Below are 3,848 nucleotides of genomic sequence, written 5' to 3' on the forward strand. Positions count from 1 at the left end.
AAACAGGAAAGCCACCAGTGCGGTCAGCGCAACCAAGGTCGCTTCAGACCGGCTACCCAGCACGCGGTCATAGACTTGCAGCATGTAAAGCGGCCCGGTCAGCAGCAGCAGGTTTACAAAAACACCGAACAGCAAAACCGCCGCAATCGACCAGAAAGAGGCCCCAAGCGCCCGGCGCAATTCGGCCGCACCCCGGTCATGCCCGCGTGCGCTCATCTACCCAACCACTTGGCAAAGCCATTTCTTAAAAACCACATGTTCTTGCACTCACAGCCCAAAGCAAAAGCCTGAAAAAGCCGATGGAAGCCTATTCGGCATAAGGTCTGCATTGCACATCGGCAACGATTCTGTGGTGTCAGCGCAGTTGATCCAAATGCCTGCGCTGACGCTAAAACCATTGCCGTTTCCTTCGCCGCACCCGTCAGACTAGATCAAGGGTCGTTATCCCTTGGAAGGTGATGGTGTCGTTAGCGGTCAGATGCAAAGTCAACGCCCCCTCGACATCGCTGAGCGTCAAGCCTGCGGGCAGAGCGCCTAGGTCGATTTGCTTGCCCGCAAAGATCAGATGATCAACCCCGACCTCGAAGTCCGTGATGACAGAGTGGGATGAGCGCCCGGCACGGGTGGCGGTAAACTCGAACGTATCGGTACCGCTGCCACCGGTCAGAACATGGGCGGTGTTCTTGGAGATATAGGCGTAGAGCCAATCGTCGCCCGCGCCACCGTCGAGCGTGCTTGTCTGATCGCCCGTGGTCAGTGAATCATTGCCGTCGCCGCCGTAGAGCAGGTTGCTGCCCTTGTAGCCATTGATCACATCGTCGCCGCTGCCACCGTAAACCGTATCGTTGCCACGACCGGCGATGATCGTATCGTTGCCCGCCCAACCGTGGATGAGGCTGCCTTGGTCGCTTGCAGTTTCGCCGCCACGATCGGCATAGCCTACGCGGATGTTGTCACTGCCCATCGTGCCGTCAACCGCGCCGTTGGGCAGCGTCATCGTGCCGTTAAGCAGGGTGATCGTGTCATCATCGCCAAGGTGCAGCACCAGATTGCCGTTGTCTTCAACCAGCGTGTAGCCGGCGGGAAGATTGGCAAGGTCGATATTCACCCCGTCGATGCGCAATGTGTCTTGCTCGAACTCGAAATCGACGATTGTCGCATCTGCCCTGCGGTCCAGCGCGGGTGCGGTGAAATCGAATGTGTCAGCGCCTTCGCCGCCGGTCAGAACATGGTTGGAGTTCTTGTTGAAATAGGCAATCAGCCAATCGTCGCCGGCACCGCCGTTGAGCGTGCTCGATCGATCGCCCGTGATCAACGTATCGTTGCCCTCGCCGCCGTAGATCAGGTTGTTGCCCTTGTAGCCGTTGATCACATCATCGCCGCTGTCGCCGTAGATGGTATCGTTGCCCCGACCGGACAGAATGTTGTCATTCCCGGCCCAGCCGTGAATCAGATCGTCGGCATCGGTGGCGCTTTCTGCGCCGCGATCGGCGTAGGACTGATCGATCTTGTCGTCTTGCAAGGTTCCGTCAACTTGGCCATTGGCCAAGGGCCGCAGCACGTCGCGCAAAGTGATGTCGGTTGCGGGACCAAGTGACAGAACGGTGCTGCCCTCGATTTCGCTGATGGTGATGCCAAGCGGGGCCGCCGCGGCAAGGTCTATCTCTTGTCCGTTGATGACAAGGCGGTCGGTGCCGAGCGTGAAATCCTCGATCACGCTGTGCGAGGTGCCGTCAAACTGGGTGCCGACAAACTCGAACGTATCCGCACCATTGCCGCCGTTCAGCAGGTGATGGGCGTTTGCTCTGAACTGCGCGCGCAAAACGTCGTCGCCCTCGCCCCCGAAAAGTTGGCTGGAGTGTTGGCCGGTCGAGATCGTATCGTTGCCGTGGCCACCAAAGATCAGGTTCTGCCCTTTTGACCCAAAGATCTGATCGTTCCCGGTGCCGCCGTAAATCGTGTCGTTGCCCAGACCGTCATAGAGCGTGTCGTCGCCGCCCCCGAGGTAGATCAGATCATCACCATCGCCGATCTGGTCGCCCTGCGCGTCGGCAAAGAGTGCGTTGATAAGGTCATTACCCACCGTTCCGTCAAGGATACCGGCTGTTTCAAGCAAGAAATCGCCGGGCGCGATGTCGGTGGGCATAAGGTTGAGGATGGTGATGGTTGATCCGTCGGCGCGCAGGATCTGCGTGTCGTCAACTGTACCGTCAAGATCTGCGTCAACGGCGCTGACGCGCTGCATCAGGGCATTGAAATCGGCAAACTCTGCGCCGAGTTTGATCGTTTCGCCAAGTTCCGGCGCGAAATCGATGATGATGTCGTTGCCGCCGGCAGATACGTCAAAGTGATCCTGTCCGTCGCCACCTTCCATCTGATCAAAGTCGGTCCCGCCGATCAGCACGTCATTTCCGGTGCCGCCAAACAGGAAATTGGTGCCGCTGGCGGCGACAAGCAGATCGTTGCCTTGCTGGCCGAACAGATAGTCTTCGCCCGCGCCGCCAAAAAGGGTGTCGTCACCGGTACCGCCATACATCAGATCGTTCGCAACTGCCCATCTTGGGTCGGCGTCGTTTATGTCATCGCCCAACAACAGATCGTTGCCGCCAAAACCGAACGAAAAGGTCAAAAGCCCCGTGTAATAGGCCGAATCCACACCGCTGGCGGTGTAATCCGAATAAAACAGACGTGCCGGAACCACGACCTCAAGCGAGGCCGCGCCGTCATATTCGGCCGGTGTCTCGTCCAAAGAATACAGATTCATGGCATGCGCTGTGGAATCCGGGTTTGGAAAGCGCACGGCACCACGGTTGATGGCGTTGACCAGCGTCGAAGGTGTCTGGATACCAGCGGGAAACCACGCAGCGCCGACGCCATTATCTGCGAACCAGTCGTAGGCGCGCGCCATCAGATAGGCCGCATTGTGATAGGCGCTGCCTTCCTCATAGATGTAGTTGTCAACCGCACCACCAAGGGCGTTAGTCTCGGTCACCAAAAGATTGTCGCCCAAGACAGATGCGTAGACCGCGCTGAGGATTTCCTTGACGCCATCGGCATCGGCAACGCTGCCCGTGCCAAGCCAACCGGGATAAAGATGCGCCGACCAGACCAGATCTTCGCCAACCGATGCGCGGATCAGGTCGAGAACCGAGACACCATCGACCAAAGTCTGATCGAGAATATCGAATTGCGCCGAATAGCCCCAGCCGCCGACCAGAATGTTACCATCGGCGCGGGCCTGCACCAGATCCGACAAGGCGGCGATATTTTCGGCGTATAGCGCAAAAAAGCTGTTGGCGAGGTCCGGATCGGCTGCGGCCAGATCGGCCCCACGCTGATAGGATGCGGGCTCGCTGATTAGTTCATACCCGGTGGTTGCCGCCTGCACGCTGCTGTTGGCATCAAGCCAATCCAGAAGCGATGTCCACGCGCCTTCGACTGTGCCCAGATTGGCTTCCAGACCGCTGTAGATCGCGCTGGCGTCCATATCGCCATCGCTGCCCAACCGCTGTTCTGTGCCCCCCATGTAAACAAAAACGATCTCGAACCCTTCGGCTGCTGCGGCGGTCAGGAAGCGTTCGTATTGTTCATGCAGCGAGCCGTCAGCGTTGAAGCTGTTTTCGTTGAACGGCAGTCGCAAGGTGTTCACCAACGGCAGTGAGTCGCGCAACTTTTGCGCGAACTCTTCGGGGCGGTCATTCATGCCCGATGGATAGGTCTGCAAATCGCCATGCCAAAGATAGTATTTGGCATCGTCGTATTGGTTCTGCTCTGCAAGGTTTTCAAAGACGAGGCCCGTATCGGGATTGATCTCTACCGAAGCAGTTTGGCGGTCGATCGCATACTGG

The 3,848-nt window shown here is 58.1% G+C and carries 1 protein-coding gene and 1 pseudogene; both read right to left on the reverse strand.

Annotated features, from left to right (window positions below):
- Positions 1-216, reverse strand: a pseudogene (locus ABY403_RS14290) (type I secretion system permease/ATPase); the annotation flags it as partial.
- A 205-nt stretch (positions 217-421) separates the two neighbouring features.
- Positions 422-3,848 (reverse strand): calcium-binding protein (locus ABY403_RS14295; RefSeq protein ID WP_372841496.1); only part of this gene is annotated, 3,427 nt, incomplete at its 5' end.

The sequence above is a fragment of the Phaeovulum sp. genome (genome assembly GCF_041596715.1).
In the GTDB taxonomy this organism is placed as follows: Bacteria; Pseudomonadota; Alphaproteobacteria; order Rhodobacterales; family Rhodobacteraceae; genus UBA6213.